At 66.4% G+C, this 14,359-nt stretch carries 15 protein-coding genes; 7 read left to right on the top strand and 8 right to left on the bottom strand.

Features of this window, described 5'->3' with window-relative positions; genetic code table 11:
* Positions 1–89 precede the first annotated feature (89 nt).
* Positions 90–1,391, bottom strand: coding sequence for a D-amino acid dehydrogenase (locus ASD87_RS03705; protein WP_056317299.1), 1,302 nt, complete (start codon positions 1,389–1,391; stop codon positions 90–92).
* Positions 1,392–1,526: 135 nt separating this feature from the next.
* On the opposite strand from ASD87_RS03705, the gene ASD87_RS03700 reads away from it, so the two are divergent.
* The 4 genes from ASD87_RS03700 (at position 1,527) to ASD87_RS03685 (ending at position 3,760) form a co-directional block, all read left to right on the top strand.
* Complete coding sequence (locus ASD87_RS03700; RefSeq protein ID WP_056317296.1) at positions 1,527–1,994, top strand: winged helix-turn-helix transcriptional regulator; 468 nt, start codon at positions 1,527–1,529, stop codon at positions 1,992–1,994.
* A 147-nt stretch (positions 1,995–2,141) separates the two neighbouring features.
* Positions 2,142–2,870, top strand: coding sequence for a DUF502 domain-containing protein (locus ASD87_RS03695; RefSeq protein WP_056317294.1), 729 nt, complete (start codon positions 2,142–2,144; stop codon positions 2,868–2,870).
* Between the two features lie 23 nt (positions 2,871–2,893).
* A complete protein-coding gene (locus ASD87_RS03690) occupies positions 2,894–3,151 on the top strand; it encodes an RNA-binding S4 domain-containing protein (RefSeq protein WP_056317291.1) in 258 nt (85 codons plus the stop codon).
* 33 nt (positions 3,152–3,184) lie between these two features.
* Positions 3,185–3,760: a restriction endonuclease gene (locus ASD87_RS03685; protein WP_056317289.1), complete on the top strand. Its 576-nt coding sequence runs from the start codon at positions 3,185–3,187 to the stop codon at positions 3,758–3,760.
* A 33-nt stretch (positions 3,761–3,793) separates the two neighbouring features.
* Here ASD87_RS03685 and ASD87_RS03680 read toward each other — a convergent pair whose 3' ends face one another.
* The gene (locus ASD87_RS03680; protein WP_056317286.1) at positions 3,794–4,174 is read right to left on the bottom strand and encodes a nuclear transport factor 2 family protein; all 381 of its coding nucleotides are present in this window, start codon (positions 4,172–4,174) and stop codon (positions 3,794–3,796) included.
* 161 nt (positions 4,175–4,335) lie between these two features.
* On the opposite strand from ASD87_RS03680, the gene ASD87_RS03675 reads away from it, so the two are divergent.
* A complete protein-coding gene (locus tag ASD87_RS03675; RefSeq protein WP_056318707.1) occupies positions 4,336–4,728 on the top strand; it encodes a DUF2784 domain-containing protein in 393 nt (130 codons plus the stop codon).
* A gap of 26 nt (positions 4,729–4,754) precedes the next feature.
* On the opposite strand, the gene ASD87_RS03670 is transcribed toward ASD87_RS03675, so the two are convergent.
* From ASD87_RS03670 to ASD87_RS03660, 3 genes are all read right to left on the bottom strand, one after another.
* On the bottom strand, positions 4,755–5,882 hold the full coding sequence (locus tag ASD87_RS03670; protein ID WP_056317284.1) for an acyl-CoA dehydrogenase family protein: 1,128 nt from the start codon (positions 5,880–5,882) through the stop codon (positions 4,755–4,757).
* Positions 5,883–5,996: 114 nt separating this feature from the next.
* On the bottom strand, positions 5,997–7,817 hold the full coding sequence (locus ASD87_RS03665; RefSeq protein ID WP_056317282.1) for a glycoside hydrolase family 15 protein: 1,821 nt from the start codon (positions 7,815–7,817) through the stop codon (positions 5,997–5,999).
* A gap of 8 nt (positions 7,818–7,825) precedes the next feature.
* A complete protein-coding gene (locus ASD87_RS03660; protein ID WP_056317280.1) occupies positions 7,826–8,647 on the bottom strand; it encodes a glucose 1-dehydrogenase in 822 nt (273 codons plus the stop codon).
* A gap of 251 nt (positions 8,648–8,898) precedes the next feature.
* On the opposite strand from ASD87_RS03660, the gene ASD87_RS03655 reads away from it, so the two are divergent.
* Together ASD87_RS03655 and ASD87_RS03650 are read left to right on the top strand one after the other, a co-directional pair.
* A complete protein-coding gene (locus ASD87_RS03655; protein WP_056317277.1) occupies positions 8,899–9,795 on the top strand; it encodes an NAD(P)/FAD-dependent oxidoreductase in 897 nt (298 codons plus the stop codon).
* 111 nt (positions 9,796–9,906) lie between these two features.
* Positions 9,907–10,962 (top strand): sensor domain-containing diguanylate cyclase, encoded by a 1,056-nt coding sequence (locus ASD87_RS03650; protein WP_235512625.1) that lies wholly within the window; start codon positions 9,907–9,909, stop codon positions 10,960–10,962.
* Positions 10,963–11,030: 68 nt separating this feature from the next.
* On the opposite strand, the gene ASD87_RS03645 is transcribed toward ASD87_RS03650, so the two are convergent.
* The 3 genes from ASD87_RS03645 to ASD87_RS03635 all read right to left on the bottom strand — a co-directional run bounded on the left by ASD87_RS03645 (position 11,031) and on the right by ASD87_RS03635 (position 14,336).
* A complete protein-coding gene (locus ASD87_RS03645) occupies positions 11,031–12,002 on the bottom strand; it encodes an alpha/beta fold hydrolase (protein WP_056317269.1) in 972 nt (323 codons plus the stop codon).
* 175 nt (positions 12,003–12,177) lie between these two features.
* Positions 12,178–13,908 (bottom strand): ABC transporter substrate-binding protein, encoded by a 1,731-nt coding sequence (locus ASD87_RS03640; RefSeq protein ID WP_056317266.1) that lies wholly within the window; start codon positions 13,906–13,908, stop codon positions 12,178–12,180.
* 119 nt (positions 13,909–14,027) lie between these two features.
* Positions 14,028–14,336 carry a DUF2160 domain-containing protein gene (locus ASD87_RS03635; protein ID WP_056317261.1) on the bottom strand — a complete coding sequence of 103 codons (309 nt, stop codon included), beginning with the start codon at positions 14,334–14,336 and terminating at the stop codon, positions 14,028–14,030.
* Between the last annotated feature and the right edge of the window lie 23 nt (positions 14,337–14,359).

Here is a 14,359-nt window from a genome sequence, read left to right as displayed (position 1 = left end):
CGCAGTGCTCAATTCAGCACGCGCAAAAAGACGCGGGCCGCATCGAAGCGGCCCGCCGGGTGTGCGCCGCCAGCGGCGCGGTGGGCGGATCAGGCGCCCTTGCCGTTCAGCACCAGTTCCTGACGGGAAGCGGCGCGCCGGTCGTAGCGCGACAGGCCAAGCCCGTCGGTGCTGATCGCGGGACGCTGGCCCATGACGAGGTCGGCGACCAGCTTGCCGGAACCGCAAGCCATGGTCCAACCCAGCGTGCCGTGGCCCGTGTTCAGATAGAGGTTGCCGTAGCGCGTGGCGCCGACAACCGGCGTGCTGTCCGGCGTCATGGGACGCAGGCCCGTCCAGAACTCGGCCTGGGCCACGTGACCGCTGCCCGGGAACAGGTCGTTGACGACCAGTTCCAGCGTCTTGCGGCGGGCGTCTTTCAGGCGCAGGTCAAAGCCTGACAGTTCCGCCATGCCGCCCACGCGGATCCGCTGGTCAAAGCGCGTGACGGCGACCTTGTAGGTTTCGTCCAGAACGGTCGACACGGGCGCGCCGGCCTCGTCCTTCATGGGGATGGTCAGCGAATAGCCCTTGACCGGATACACCGGCAGGTCCAGTCCCAGGGGTTCCAGGAAACCGCGGGTGTAGCTGCCGAAGGCCGCCACGTAGCGGTCGGCTGTCAGGACCTCGTTGCCCACGCGCACGCCGGTGATCTGGCCGCCAGCCGTGTTCAGCCCCGTAACGCTTTGGCCAAAGCGGAAATCCACGCCCAGTTCGGCCGCCATGTCGGCCAGCCGGCGGGTAAAGAGCTGGCAGTCGCCGGTTTCGTCGTTGGGCAGGCGCAGACCGCCGGAAAGCTTGTGGGCGGAATTGGCCAGCGCGGGTTCGGCCGTCACGAGGCGGTGGCGGTCCAGGAGTTCGTAGGGGACACCCACCTCTTCGAGCACGGCGATGTCGCGGCGCGCGGCCTCCATCTGGGCATCGGTGCGAAACAGCTGCAACGTGCCCCGGGTGCGTTCTTCATAGTGGATGCCGGTGGAAGCGCGCAGTTCGCGCAGGCAGTCGCGGCTGTACTCGGACAGGCGCAGCATGCGTTCCTTGTTGACGGCATAGCGGTCGGCCGAGCAGTTGGCCAGCATGGCGGCCATCCATTTCAGCTGGTACAGGCTGCCGTCCAGGCGGATCGCCAAGGGTGCGTGCTTTTGAAACAGCCATTTGATCGCCTTGAGCGGAATGCCGGGCGCCGCCCACGGGGTGGAATAGCCAGGCGAGACCTGTCCGGCGTTGGCGTAGCTGGTTTCCTGCGCAGCTGCGGGCTGGCGGTCCAGCACGGTCACTTTGGCGCCCTGCCGGGCCAGGTAATAGGCAGTGGTGGTGCCGATGACGCCGCTGCCAAGGACGATCACATGCATGATTCTTTCCGATAGTTGGTTTTGTCTGGGAATTTCGGTAGTCTATGACCCCTTCGGCAGTGAAAAACACTGAATATTTTGCTTTACCAGTGCTTTTTCTCGGGCCACCCCCTTTTTTTGATCCGCAAAAGTGAAATGCGCGACCTCGACCGAATCGACCTCAAAATCCTCGATATCCTGCAGCGCGAAGGCCGGATTTCGGTCACCGAATTGGCCGAGCGCGTCAGCCTGTCGGCCACCCCCTGCTCCGACCGCGTCAAGCGCATGGAGCGCGAGGGCGTCATCACGGGTTACCATGCGCGCGTCAATCCGGCGGCGCTGGGCAAGAACCTGCTCGTCTTCCTGGAGATCAAGCTGTCGGCCAAGTCGGGCGACGTCTTCGACAAGGTCAAGAAAGAGCTGCTGTACGTCCCGGAAGTCATGGAGTGCCACCTGGTGTCGGGCGACTTCGACTATCTGGTCAAGGCCCGCCTGACCGAAATGAACGAGTACCGCCGTCTCTTGGGCGAAATCCTCAAGCGCCTGCCCGCCTCCGCCGAATCGCACAGCTACATCGTGATGGAGGAAATCAAGGAGACGCTCTTTCTGCCGGTGGACCGCTAGGGCCTGTTCACACTAAAAGAAGGGATGCGCCCTGCCCCGGCCACCTGCGGCCGCCGGGTTGTTACCGAAAAAACCGTTGGCGGCTGCTATGCTGCGGCCCTCCCGGCGAACCAATGCGTTCGTCCGACCCTATTTTTGCTCTTGCCTATGACCCGTCTTTATAAATACTTCTTTCGCGGCCTGATCACCGTCCTGCCGCTGGCGCTGACGATCTACCTGCTGTATCTCTTTCTGGCCTGGACGGAAGGCGTGGCGCTGACCTTTCTGCGTCCCTTCATCGGCGGCTTCTACGTGCCGGGCATGGGCCTGGCGCTGGGGATCCTGGGCATCCTGGTCATCGGCTATCTCGTGTCCAAGCAGCGCGTGCAGCGCGTTTTGACGCTGGTCGAGATGCCGTTTACCAACCTGCCGGTGGTCAAGAGCATCTATTCGTCGCTCAAGAGCTTTGCCGACTACTTTTCGCCCAGTTCCAAGAACACCGCCCAGCAGGTCGTCGTGCTGCGCATCCCGGGCCAGCAACTGGAATTGGTGGGCCTGGTGACCCGCCGCGGCACGGACGGCCTGCCCGAAGGGTTCACCCAGGGCGACCGCGTCGCGGTCTACCTGCCGATGGGCTACATGATTGGCGGCTACACCGTCTTCGTGCCGCAGGAATGGGTGCAGCCCATCCAGATGTCGGTCGAGGAAGCCATGCGATCGTCGCTGATCGCCTGGATGGCGCGCGCCGAAACCGGCAACAACCGCCCCGTGCCTCCCGCCAGCCCGCAGGCGCCCGCGGAGGACCCCGCCGCTGCCCCGGCCGCCTCGGCCGCGACTTCGCCAGCCAACCCCGCCGCCCCGGCCAACCCCGGCAACCCCGGCAACGGCCCGGCCTGACCCCGCCGCTTCGAAACCCCATCATGTCCATCATCGAATTCACGCTCGCCGAAGGCAGCCCCTATATCGAGATCAACCAGCTGCTGAAGGCGACCGGCCTGTGCGACAGCGGCGGCGCCGGCAAGATGCTGGTGGCGGACGGCCAGGTCAGCGTCGGCGGCGTGGTCGAAACACGCAAGACGGCCAAAATCCGCGATGGCCAGATCGTGACCTGCGGCGGCGTGCGCATCGTGGTTCGTGCCTTTGCCGGCCCGCATGACGACGCGGGCGAGAGCGCCTGATTTCCTGTTGATCCCCATTCGCCGCGAGCCGTCATGAAACTCAAGATGTCCCAGAACTCCATTTTTGCCGTGCTGCTGCGCTCGCCGTGGTGGATGAGCGCCGGCGTGGCCGTGCTGCTCAGCGCCGGCGGCTTTGCCGCGCTGCCGCTGGAGTATGCCGCGATGGGCGTCTTTGCCGCGGTGCCGTTCGCCGTGATTTCCCTGATGGCGGCGTACAAGCAAATGCGCGCCCCGTCCGGCGCGCGTGTGCAGGCGGTCACCGAAGCGGTTGCCGCGATGTCGTGGGCCGACTTTTCGCGGACCGTTGAAGCCGGGTTCCGGCGCGACGGCTGCGAGGTCGAGCGCCTGCAGGCGCCCGGCGCCGATTTCGCGCTGACCAAGGACGGCCACGTGGCGATCGTCAGCGCCAAACGCTGGAAGGCCGCCAGGAACGGCGTGGAACCGCTGCGCGAACTGCAGGCCGTGCGCGAAAAGCGCGGCGCCCGCGAAGCCATCTACATCGCGCTGGGCGACGTATCCGACAACGCGCTGCAATACGCGAAGGCGCAGGGCGTCTCCCTGATGACGGCGCCGGAACTGTCCAAGCTGCTGCGCGACCTGAAAGCCTGAAAGCCTGAAACCTCGAATGCCGCCCGGCGCGGCCTACACCACCATGACCGACGTGGCCGCCACGACGCGCCACGCGCCCGACGCAGAATCGGGCGTCCAGGTCCGCATGAAACGGAACGTGCCGTTGGCCGGCACGCCGTTGTAGCTGCCCGAGATGCGGGCCAGCACCGACACCACTGCGCAATCGGTCCGCGGCAGGATGCACTGCTCGGACAGATCCAACGCGTGAATCTTGAGCAATCCGCCGCGGTGGGCTTCCAGGTCATCTTCGCGCGTGACTGTCCAGCCCATGTGATTGACGAACAGCAGATCCGGATCCAGCAGCGCCTCCAGCGCGGCAATGTCCGAGGACAGCATGGCCTGGCGCAGCCGTTCCTCGGCGGCCTGGATTGCGGCGGTGATCGAAGCGTGCATGGCGTGGGTTCCGGGCTGATCTTGGGATGACAACACGCCCGCATTCTATTCGGTCATCAAGCGTCTTGCCTTGTTGCCATTGCCGTACGCGCGCCCCGCGCGCATGCGCTTTAATTCACCTGCCGCGTGTTTGCGGCGCAACCCCACCTGTGATTTCCAAGATGACTTATCGCCTCCTTGCCGACCTTGTGCTGGTCATCCACGGACTGTTCGTCGCGTTCGTGGTCTTTGGCGGCCTCTTGGCGTTGTGGAGACCGCGCATGGCGTTCTGGCATCTGCCGGCGCTGGCGTGGGGCGCGCTGGTGATCGGCATGGGCTGGATCTGCCCGCTGACGCCGCTGGAGGTGTCGCTGCGCGAACGGGCCGGCCAAGAGGGCTACGCGGGCGGCTTCATCGAACACTACATCCTGGGCATCATTTACCCCGAAGGCATCACCCGGACCACGCAGATGCTGCTGGCGGCGCTGCTCATCGTGGGCAACCTGGTCATCTACACCGTGTGGGCGCGGCGCCGGGCGGGCGCGCGCCGTGAGGCCGCGGCGGCTTGCAGATAAGGGGCGCCGCGGCGCTTGCCGTTGGGCTACAGGCTACGTGCGATCACCAGGCGCTGGATGTCGCTGGTGCCTTCGTAGATCTGGCAGACGCGCACGTCACGATAGATGCGCTCGACGGGAAAATCCTTCAGGTAGCCATAGCCGCCCAGCGTCTGGATCGCCGCCGAGCAGACCTTCTCGGCCATCTCGGACGCAAACAGCTTGGCCATGGAGGCCTCGGTCAGCGCCGGCCGGCCCGCTTCGCGCAAAGCCGCGGCGTGCAGCACCATCTGGCGCGCGGCGTGGATCTGGGTCGCCATGTCCGCCAGCCGGAACGACACGGCCTGGTGCTCGATGATCGGTTTGCCGAAGGCCTGACGGTCGCGAGCGTAGTCACGCGCGCATTCGAAGGCGGCGCGCGCCATGCCGACCGATTGCGCCGCGATGCCGATGCGGCCGCCCTCCAGGTTGGACAGAGCGATCTTGTAGCCCTCGCCTTCCTCGCCCAGCCGCCAGGCGGCCGGAATGCGCATGTCCTCAAAGGCAATCTGGCAGGTGTCGGACGCGTGCTGCCCGAGCTTGTCTTCCACCCGCAGCACTTTGTAGCCGGGCGTGCTGGTGGGCACGATGAACGCGGAGATGCCGCGCTTGCCCGCGTCCGGGTCGGTGACCGCGAACACGATGACGGTCTGCCCGTTGCGGCCCGACGTGATGAACTGCTTGGCGCCATTCAGGATGTAGTCGCCGCCGTCGCGCCGCGCGCGGGTATGCAGGCTGCTGGCGTCGGACCCGGCCTGCGGCTCGGTCAGCGCGAACGCGCCGATGTGTTCGCCGCGCGCCAGCGGACGCAGGAACTGCGCCTTCTGTTCGTCGTTGCCGAATTTCAGGATGGGCATGCAACCGACCGAGTTGTGCACGCTCATGATGGTGGAGCAGGCGCCGCTACCCGCGGCAATTTCCTCCAGCGCCACCGCGTAAGCGATGTAGCCGCTGTCGTTGCCATCCCACGCTTCCGGGACGAGCATGCCGAAAAAGCCCTGTTGCGCCATCTCGGCGATGGCATCGGCGGGATAGTGATGCTCGCGATCCCACCGCTCGGCGTTGGGCGCCAGGCGCTCCTGGGCAAACCGGCGCGCCATCTCCTGGACGCTTTGCTGTTCGTCGGTCAAAAGCATGCTTGTCTCTCCTGCGGCAGCCGGCGGGCAAGCCGCGGCGCGCGATTCTTGTGGTGTGCCAGCACGGCGCATGACGGAACGCGCCGCGTGATTGCGAGAATACACCGGCGCAGGCTAGGCCCGGGGTGCATCCTGTTCCGCGCGCTGCTGCGCCGGTCCCATCGCGCGGCTCAGGTTGTAGGCCGTGTTCACCAGCCCGATGTGCGAGAAGCCCTGCGGAAAATTGCCCACCAGCCGGCGCCGCACCACATCATATTCCTCGGACAGCAGCCCCAAATCGTTGCGCAGCGACAGCAGGCGGTCAAAAAGCCGCTGCGCATCGCCCAGCCGCCCTTGCATCACGTAGGCATCCGCCAGCCAGAAGCTGCAGGCCAGGAACACGCCCTCCTCGCCTTCCAGGCCGTCGTCGGTATCCTGGACGGCGTATCGGCGCACCAGCCCGCCGTGCATGAGCTCGCGCTCGATCGCGTGCACGGTGCCCGTCACGCGCGGGTCGTTGGGCGGCAGAAAGCCCACCTGCGGGATCAGCAGCAGGCTGGCATCCAGCGCTCGCGAGCCGTAGCTCTGCACGAAGCAGCCGCGGGTGCGGTCAAAACCGTTTTCGCAGATGTCCTTGTGGATGCGTTCGCGAATCCGGCGCCAGACTTCGACCGGCCCCTTCAATCCCCAGCGCTCGCAGGCCTTGACCGCCCGGTCGAACGCCACCCAGCACATCACCCGCGAATGCGTGAAGGCGCGGTGTTCGCCCCGCACCTCCCAGATGCCGTGGTCCAGTTCGCGCCAACGCTGCTCCAGCGGCTTGAGCAGCACGTTCTGCAGGCGCCAGGCCTCGGCCAGCGGCGCCAGGTCGGCGACGCGGGCCGCATACAAGGTGTCGATGAGCTCGCCGTAGATGTCGAGCTGGCTCTGCCCGGCCGCACCGTTGCCCCGGCGCACGGGCCGGCTGCCCTCGTAGCCGGGCAGCCAGGGGATTTCCAGCTCCGGCAGCCAGCGGTCCCCGGCAATGCCGTACATGATCTGCAACTGGTCGGGGTGGCCGGCCACTGCGCGCAGCAGCCATTGCCGCCATGCCTCGGCTTCTTCGCGATACCCGGCGTTGAGCAAGGCGTACAGCGTCAGCGCCGAGTCGCGCAGCCAGCAATGCCGGTAATCCCAATTGCGGCCGCCGCCCAGCTGTTCGGGCAGCGAGGTCGTTGGCGCGGCGATGATCCCGCCGGTGGGCTGGAATGTCAGCAGCTTCAGCGTGATCAGCGAGCGCACCACCGCGTCGCGGGTGCCGTCGCCCGGTCCGTCCCAATGGCAGCGCTTGGACCACTCCTGCCACCACGAGACGGTGCGGTCCATGCTTTCGACCCGGTCGGGCACGAACCGGGGCGTGCGGTGCGAACGGTGATACGACAGGGTGAACGGCACGACGCGCCCGGGATGCACCGCAAAGCGCGCCGTCGTCTTCATGTCGTGGCCTTCCAGCTCGATGGGCGTGTGCAGCTCGACCGCGTCCGGCCCGGCGATGGCGTTGAGCCCGTAGTCGCGCCGCCGCACCCACGGCACGCTCTGGCCGTAGTTAAAGCGCAGGATCAGCTCCATGTCCATCTGCACGTGGCCGGACTCGCCGCGCACGATGCGCACGACATCGACCCGCTCGTCGTCGTCGCTGAGCGGCATGAAGTCTTGCACCAGCACCGATCCCGTGCGGGTCTCGAAACGGGTTTCCAGCACCGCCGTGTCGGGCACGTAGCGGCGCGACGTCGCGCGGACCTTGCCGTGCGGCGCAATGAGCCAACGCCCATGCCTCTGGTCGCCCAGCAACGCGGCAAAGCACGCGGGCGAATCGAAGTGCGGCAGGCACAACCAGTCGATCGAACCGTCCCGCGCGACCAGCGCCGCGGACAGCATGTTGCCGATGAGGCCGTAATCCTCGAGCGGTTTGGACATGCCGGTCCTCAACCCGCGCCGCGGAATTCGGGATACAGCGTCATGCCGCCATCCACGAAGAGCGTGGTGCCGGTGACGTAATCCGACGCATCGCCCGCCAGCCAGACGGCGGCCTGCGCAATGTCCTCGGGCTCGCCGATCCGGCCGTAGGGGATGAGTTCGAGCAGCTTGGCCAGCGCCTGCGGCGTGTCCCACGCGGGCTGGTTGATCGCGGTGCGAATGGCGCCGGGCGCAATGGAGTTGACCCGGATCCGGTCCGGCGCCAGTTCCTGGGCCAGCGATTTCATCAGCAGCGAAATGCCGCCCTTGGAGGCCGCGTAGTTCACCTGAAACGCCCAAGGGATCACTTCGTGGACCGAACTGATGAACAGGATGTTGCCCACGGACAGCTTCTGGCGGGCGGGATCCGGAGGCTGCGACTTGAAAGCCCGGGCCGCCGCGCGGGCGCAGAGGAAATGCCCGGTCAGATTGACGTCGATCACCCGCTGCCAGTCCGCGAGCGTCATGTCGGCGATGGGAGACGGGTGCTCGACGCCCGCATTGTTGACCAGGATGTCCACCCGGCCGAAATGCTGCACGGCCTGCTCGAACAGATGGTCGACGTCGGCTTCGCGGCTGATGTCGGCGGCCGCGGCCACCGCCGTGCCGCCGCTGCGCTGAATGGATTCCACCACCGCCGCGCCGCGGGCCTGCGAATCGCCACCGGCCCGGTGGTTCACCACCACGCGCGCACCCGCTTGCGCGAGGCCGATTGCCACGGCGCGCCCGATACCGGAAGACGCGCCCGTCACCACGGCCACGCGGCCGTCCAGGTCAGTCGTGTGCTGCATGCCAGTCTCCTTGGCGGTCGGCGTGGGCCGGCCGCCGGTGTAGAGGAATCCAGGGTAGTCCCGCGCAAGGGGCCGGCGCAACCCGGCCGCTTTGGAGCGGCGGACAGCAAGCGGCATTCCTCAAGCCGGCAACGCAATAATGAAACACCATAAGTTGCATAAGATGCCGCCGGCTTCTATCATGCAACTTTCAAAGTATCGAAATCTCGAATCTCAGCCCCTTGAGTTCGGCCCGTTCCGGAGGATCCTTCATGCACTACGACGTCATCATCATCGGCGGCAGCTTTGCCGGCCTGTCCGCCGCCATGCAATTGGCGCGAGCCCGCCGGCAGGTGCTGCTTGTCGATGCCGCCCGGCCCCGCAACCGCTACGCCGCGCACGCGCACGGATTTCTGGGCCAAGACGGCGTGCCGCCGCAGGAGATCGTGGCCAACGCCCGCGCGCAGCTTGCGCGCTATCCGACGGTGTCGTTCCTGGACGGCGAAGCGATCCAGGCGCTGGCGCAGGACGGCGGCTTTGCCGTCATCATGGCGGGCGGCGAGCAGGTGCGCGGCGCGCGCCTGATCCTGGCGACCGGCATGCGCGACGAACTGCCGCCACTGCCCGGATTGCAGGCGCGCTGGGGCCAGACCGTGCTGCACTGCCCGTACTGCCACGGCTTTGAAGTGGCGGGCGAACCGCTGGGCGTGCTGGCCGCGCATCCGATGTCGGTTCATCAAGCGATGTTGCTGCCCGATTGGGGGCCGACCACCTACTTCACGCAGGGCCAGTTCGAACCATCGCCCGAGGATGCCCGCCATCTTGCCGCGCGCGGCGTCCTCGTGGAACGCACGCCCGTCGTGGCGCTGCTGGGCGACGCGCCAGCCCTGACCGGCGTGGTGCTGGCCGACGGCCGCGAGGTGCCGCTACGCGCGCTGTTTGTCGCCAGCCGCGTGCACATGGCCAGCCCGCTGGCCGGACAGCTGGGCTGCGCATTCGACGAGGGGCCGCTGGGGCCCGTCATTCGCGTGGACGACATGAAGCAGACCACCGTGCCCGGCGTGTTCGCGGCGGGCGACGCGTCGACGCCGATGTCCAACGCCACGCTGGCCAGCGCCTCGGGCGTCATGGCGGGCGTGTGCGCGCACCGCTCGCTCGTGATGTCATGACGTCATGCAGGCGGGGCCCTGGCCCGTGCATAATGGCGGGATTGCCGGCCCGCTCTCCGCCTGGAGCATGGGCCGCATGTTCATCCGACCATGCATCCAGGAGCAGCCGTGCTGGATCCCATCCTCGCCGAACTTTCCACTACCCTGCCCGCCGCCAAGTCGGTCGAGCAGTTGACCCGCCCGCTGCTGGACATGCTGGGCGCCGTAACCGGGCTTGAATCGACGTACCTTACCTCGGTCGACCTGAAGGCCGAGCTGCAACGCGTACGCTACGCGCGCAACGTGGGACACCTGCAGATCCCGGAAGGCCTGTCGGTGCCCTGGGACGACACGCTCTGCAAGCGCGCGCTGGACGAAGGCCGCATGAGCACCAGCAACGTGGCGCAGTGCTGGCCCGATTCGGACGCGGCCCGGCAACTGGGCATACAGACCTACGTCAGCACGCCGGTGCGCGCCGACGATGGCGCCTTGTACGGAACGCTGTGCGCCGCCAGCGCCCGCCGCCACGAAATCAGTCCCGAGGCGGAAGCGGTGCTGAAACTGTTTTCCAGCGTGATCGCCAGTTTCATAGAGCGCGAAATGCTGGTTGAGCAACTGCATGCGGCCAACGTGCAGCTCATGTCGTATGCGCTGACCGACACGCTGACGGGCCTGCCCAACCGGCGCGCGCTTTACGAAGCGCTGGACCGGCTGCTGGCGCGGGCCGTGCGCGAACACGGCAGCGTGCTGGTCGGCGTCATCGACCTGGACGGGTTCAAAAGCATCAACGACACATACGGCCACCAGGCGGGCGACACCTTTCTGCAGGAAGTATCGCGGCGCATGGCCGCGGCGCTGCGCGGATCGGACATGCTGGGACGCGTGGGCGGTGACGAATTCGTTCTGATCGGGCCCGGCCCCGCGCTCATTCGCAAACGGTCCGACTCGGGCGGCGTGGCGCAACAGGCCGAAGCCGAAGAAGCGGCGCGCGCCATGGAAGAGCGCATCCTGGCCGCCACGATGGGGCGCTATCCGCTGGGCGAAACCACGGTGGCGTATGAGGGCGCCAGCGCAGGTGTGGTGGCGCTGGACCCGGCCGGACTGGACGCCGAAGCGGCCGTCCGGCTGGCCGATTCGCGGATGTATGAAATCAAGCAGGCGCGCCGCGCGGCGCGCACCATTCACTGATTGGCCGCGCGGCGCATCGGCGTTCGATGCCCCGGCGCGCGATCACACGTCGACGCGCGGCCGCGCGCCTATTGCAGCTGCGCCTTGAAGAACGCCGCCACGCGGGCGTTCAGGTCCTGGTGGAATGCGGTGCGGTCAAAGCCTGCCTCATCGCGGCAGATGCCGGGCGATGCCCCGGCCTGTTCGGCGCCGCACGGCGCCAGGAATGCGAAATGTCCGGCGCCGGCGGCCACGTGGTAGTCGGGCGCGGCGCCCAGGCCCTCGCGCACCGCTTGCACGCTGGCGGGGCTGACGCCATCGCCGCCCTGCGCTGAAGCCCAAAGCTGGATCGGCATCGACACGCGCTTGAGCGCCTCTTCCGGAAAGACATTGAGCGGATCGGCAATGACCGCCGCCTTGATGCGCGCGTCCTGCGGATACGGTTGCTGCGGCACCCGGCCAGCCGCGATGTCGCGGCACATGGGCAGCGATGCCTGGCTGGCGCAGATTGCCAGCCCCGCCGCCAGGTCCGGCGCCGCACCCGCCAGCACCAGGCCCGTATAACCGCCCCGTGAAAAACCAAAGAAGCCGATCTTGTCGGGATCCAGCCTTGCCTTGTCGGGCCACGTGCCGGTCATGTAGTCGATCAGACGGCGCACTTCGCGCGGCCGGGTGGAAAAAATGGACAGATAGCCCTGGCGCGACTTGTCCTGCGCGTTGTCGCCCACGTGATTGATCGCCGCCACCACGAAGCCCGCATCGGCCAGCGCGGCGGCGGTGTCATGGTGACTGAGGTACGAACCCGCCGAGCCATGCGACATGACGATGAGCGGGTAGCGGCCTTCGGGCAGCTTGCAGCCCTGCACGCCCTGGATGGTGACGCGGCCTACCTTGATTTCACCGGCCGGTTCGGCGCAGGGCGTCCAGACCGCGCCTTGCAGGCCGGGACCGTACTGGTCCATGGGCAGGTTCAGGCGTTGAAAACCTGCGGCGTGCGCCATGCCGGCGGCCAAGGCCAGCGCAGAAGAAACCAGGGAGACGGCGAGCTTGGGAACGGGCATGCAGGACAGAATTCTGAGAGACGCGCGGCGCGCGGATGGCGAGATTGTGACATGCGCGAATCCCCGGCGGCGCGAGGCCTGGGGGTGAAAAAAAGAACGCCACAGGCAGCCTGTGGCGTTCATGCGTTGACGGCAAATGCGTTGACGGCAAATGCGTTGACGGCAAGTCAGGCGCTTACCGCACCTTGCCGGCCTTCCACGCCGACAGCAGCTGGTCGTACGGGATCGTTTCGCCCTTGGGCTTTTCATTGGCCAGCTTCTTCCACGGCGCGTGCTGATCGGACAGCCACTTGCTGGGATCGCTCTTGGGATTGAGCTTGGGCGCGCATTGGGCCATCCCGGCCCGTTCAAGCCGCGCCATCACCTGATCCATTTCGTTCGCCAGATTGTCCATGGCCGCCTGCGGGGTCTTTTCGCCCGTGACCGCGGTGGCGACGTTCTTCCACCACAGCTGCGCCAGCTTCGGATAATCCGGAACGTTGGTGCCGGTCGGCGTCCAGGCCACGCGCGCCGGGCTGCGGTAGAACTCGATCAGGCCGCCGTAGTTGGCCGCGTTCTTGGTGAAGAACTCGCTGTTGATGTCGCTGTCGCGGATGAACGTCAGGCCCGTGATCGACTTTTTCAGCGACACCGACTTGGACGTGACGAACTGCGCATACAGCCAGGCGGCCGCCATCTTGTCGGGGTTGGTGGACTTGAAGAACGTCCACGACCCCACGTCCTGGTAGCCGTTCTGCATGCCGTCCTTCCAGTACGGACCGTAGGGCGACGGGGCCATGCGCCACTTCGGCGTGCCGTCGTCGTTCACGACCGGCAGGCCCTTCTTGGTCATGTCGGCGGTAAAGGCCGTGTACCAGAAGATCTGCTGCGCGATCTGGCCCTGCGCCGGCACGGGCCCCGCCTCCGAGAAGGTCATGCCCATGGCCTGCTGCGGCGCGAACTTCTTCATCCAGTCGATGTACTTGGTCAGCGCATACACGGCGGCCGGGCTGTTGGTGGCCCCGCCGCGCGAGACCGACGCGCCGACCGGCGTGCACTTGTCGTCAGCGACGCGGATGCCCCACTCGTCCACCGGCATGCCGTTGGGCAGCCCCTTGTCGGCCGCGCCCGCCATGGACAGCCACGCATCGGTGAAGCGCCAGCCCAGCGACGGATCCTTCTTGCCGTAGTCCATGTGGCCGTAGACGCGCTTGCCGTCGATCTCCTTGACGTCGTTGGAGAAGAACGTGGCGATGTCTTCGTACGCGGACCAGTTGGTGGGCACGCCCAGTTCATAGCCGTACTTGGCCTTGAATTTTTCTTTCAGATCCGGGCGGGCGAACCAGTCGGCGCGGAACCAGTACACGTTGGCGAATTGCTGGTCCGGCAGCTGATACAGCTTGCCGTCGGGCGCCGTCGTGAACTTGGTGCCGATGAAATCCTTCAGGTCCAATCCGGGATTGGTCCATTCCTTGCCCGCCCCGGCCATGTAGTCGGACAGCGGCAGGATGGCGCCATAGCGGTAGTGGGTGCCGATCAGGTCGGAATCGGAGATCCAGCCGTCGTAGATGGACTTGCCCGATTGCATGGACGTCTGCAGCTTTTCGACGACGTCGCCTTCCTGGATGAGGTCGTGGTTGACCTTGATGCCGGTGATCTCGGCAAAAGCCTTGGCCAGCACCTTGGATTCGTACTCGTGCGTGGTGATGGTTTCGGACACCACGCTGACCTCATTGATGCCCTTGGCCTTGAGCTTGGCCGCGGCATCGATGAACCATTTCATTTCGGCCATCTGCTGTTCCTTGGACAGCGACGACGGCTGGAACTCCGAATCGACCCACTTCTTCGCCTCCGGCTCGCCGGCCCAAGCCCCTGACGTTCCGATCAGGGCGATAGCGGCCGCCATGGCGTGCATGCGCAATTTCATGACCTGTCTCCTCGATAAGTCTTCCCCTATCGTGCTGCGGACCGCTGGCCGGGGAAGACGCTGGCCGATAGTCCTTTACCTGACTGCCCGAAACCAACGAAGGGTCTGGCGCCCTTCTCTCACCCTTTTTTCATGATGAAGGCCAGCAGCAGCATGGACAGCACGAAGCTGATCCACACCGACGGCGGCTGATCCAGCGAAAACCACTCGACCGCTTTCTGGCCGAATCCCAGGAACGCCAGGTTCAGCCACGCCGCGGCCATCAGGCCGATGAACAGCCGGTCGCCGCGCGTGGTGCGCAGGGGCAGAAAGCCCTTGCGCTCCTGCGTGGGCGACTTCAATTCCCAGATCGTCATGCCGACCAGCATCAGGACGATGCAGCTGAAGAACACGGCGACCGGGGTGGTCCACACCATCCAGCTGAACATGGCTGCGCCCTCCTGTTGTCCAG

Origin of the sequence: Achromobacter sp. Root170 (genome assembly GCF_001428165.1) — a bacterium.
GTDB lineage: Bacteria > Pseudomonadota > Gammaproteobacteria > Burkholderiales > Burkholderiaceae_B > Achromobacter > Achromobacter mucicolens.
Note: the sequence above shows the minus strand (reverse complement) of the source record. Positions and strands in the feature narration are given on the sequence as shown.

What these genes read in the sequence shown, in the direction of transcription:
- ASD87_RS03635 (WP_056317261.1), bottom strand. Translation starts at nt 14,336, where the DNA reads ATGTTCAGCTGGATGGTGTGGACCACCCCGGTCGCCGTGTTCTTCAGC.
- ASD87_RS03665 (WP_056317282.1), bottom strand. Translation starts at nt 7,817, where the DNA reads ATGTCCAAACCGCTCGAGGATTACGGCCTCATCGGCAACATGCTGTCC.
- ASD87_RS03640 (WP_056317266.1), bottom strand. Translation starts at nt 13,908, where the DNA reads ATGAAATTGCGCATGCACGCCATGGCGGCCGCTATCGCCCTGATCGGA.
- ASD87_RS03690 (WP_056317291.1), top strand. Translation starts at nt 2,894, where the DNA reads ATGTCCATCATCGAATTCACGCTCGCCGAAGGCAGCCCCTATATCGAG.
- ASD87_RS03670 (WP_056317284.1), bottom strand. Translation starts at nt 5,882, where the DNA reads ATGCTTTTGACCGACGAACAGCAAAGCGTCCAGGAGATGGCGCGCCGG.
- ASD87_RS03680 (WP_056317286.1), bottom strand. Translation starts at nt 4,174, where the DNA reads ATGCACGCTTCGATCACCGCCGCAATCCAGGCCGCCGAGGAACGGCTG.
- ASD87_RS03660 (WP_056317280.1), bottom strand. Translation starts at nt 8,647, where the DNA reads ATGCAGCACACGACTGACCTGGACGGCCGCGTGGCCGTGGTGACGGGC.
- ASD87_RS03675 (WP_056318707.1), top strand. Translation starts at nt 4,336, where the DNA reads ATGACTTATCGCCTCCTTGCCGACCTTGTGCTGGTCATCCACGGACTG.
- ASD87_RS03705 (WP_056317299.1), bottom strand. Translation starts at nt 1,391, where the DNA reads ATGCATGTGATCGTCCTTGGCAGCGGCGTCATCGGCACCACCACTGCC.
- ASD87_RS03655 (WP_056317277.1), top strand. Translation starts at nt 8,899, where the DNA reads ATGCACTACGACGTCATCATCATCGGCGGCAGCTTTGCCGGCCTGTCC.
- ASD87_RS03645 (WP_056317269.1), bottom strand. Translation starts at nt 12,002, where the DNA reads ATGCCCGTTCCCAAGCTCGCCGTCTCCCTGGTTTCTTCTGCGCTGGCC.
- ASD87_RS03685 (WP_056317289.1), top strand. Translation starts at nt 3,185, where the DNA reads ATGAAACTCAAGATGTCCCAGAACTCCATTTTTGCCGTGCTGCTGCGC.
- ASD87_RS03700 (WP_056317296.1), top strand. Translation starts at nt 1,527, where the DNA reads ATGCGCGACCTCGACCGAATCGACCTCAAAATCCTCGATATCCTGCAG.
- ASD87_RS03695 (WP_056317294.1), top strand. Translation starts at nt 2,142, where the DNA reads ATGACCCGTCTTTATAAATACTTCTTTCGCGGCCTGATCACCGTCCTG.